The organism is Vibrio sp. 1580 (assembly GCF_033340055.1).
This window is the reverse complement of record NZ_JAWOVT010000187.1, coordinates 1-804: the sequence shown is the minus strand read 5'-3', so window position 1 is coordinate 804 and position 804 is coordinate 1. Positions and strand designations below refer to the sequence as shown.

2 protein-coding genes are annotated in these 804 nt (G+C 42.0%); both read left to right on the top strand.

The genetic code is table 11. The features are described from left to right. Positions 1-292, top strand: a 292-nt coding sequence (gene tssE / locus R7093_RS24915; RefSeq protein ID WP_318146978.1) for a type VI secretion system baseplate subunit TssE, incomplete at its 5' end; no start/stop codon positions are given. Further along, the coding region (locus R7093_RS24910; RefSeq protein WP_318146977.1) for a type VI secretion system baseplate subunit TssF at positions 289-804 on the top strand (516 nt) is incomplete at its 3' end. The genes tssE and R7093_RS24910, both read left to right, overlap by 4 nt.

The window sequence follows — 804 nt, the reverse complement described above, 5'->3', positions numbered from 1 at the left end:
AGTTAGATACTCAATTCTGAACTATGGGTTACCTGATTTTTCATCAATGCCTTATAGCAGCCAAGATGGACAAAGTCAGTTGTGTGACATCGTTTATGAAGCTATTCGGGAGTTTGAACCTCGGTTAAGAAATCCGCACGTTCAAATTTCTGATGAAAAAAATGCGATAGATCGAACCTTACGGTTAGAAATTAGCGCAACTTGTTTGATTGATAATGACATCCACGAGTTGAAATTCAATTCGGAAGTCGAGCCTGTGAACTTAGGAATGAAGTTGAGTCGAGCGAAATGAGTGAAGAGTTTCTAAAATACTACAATCGTGAATTGGCCTATCTGCGACACAAAGGACAAGAGTTTGGCGAGCAATATCCTAAAATTGCGGCTAGGTTACGTATCAGCGAAGAACAAGTTGAAGACCCACATGTTGAACGTTTGTTGGAAGGTTGTGCTTTTTTAACCGCTCGGATAAGACAAAGTCTGGATAACAGTTACCCACAGTTTACGGAATCACTGATGGGACAGTTATATCCGGACTTTCATGCGCCAATTCCTTCGATGTCAGTAATCAAATTGAACTGTTCAGAGTCAACCACTAGTTCATTTGCTATTCCTGTGGGTGAAAGAGTCGAAGTTAGTGCCCCTGGATATCAAGATTGCCAGTTTCGAACCGGTTACCCGACAACAATGTATCCACTCGATATTATCTCTGGTTCATTTGAGAACGCGCCTTTCAAGCCTACTGGCTCTAAGTGGGAGCATAATGCGCACTCTGTACTAAGGTGTCAGCTGAGTGCTCATGATTCA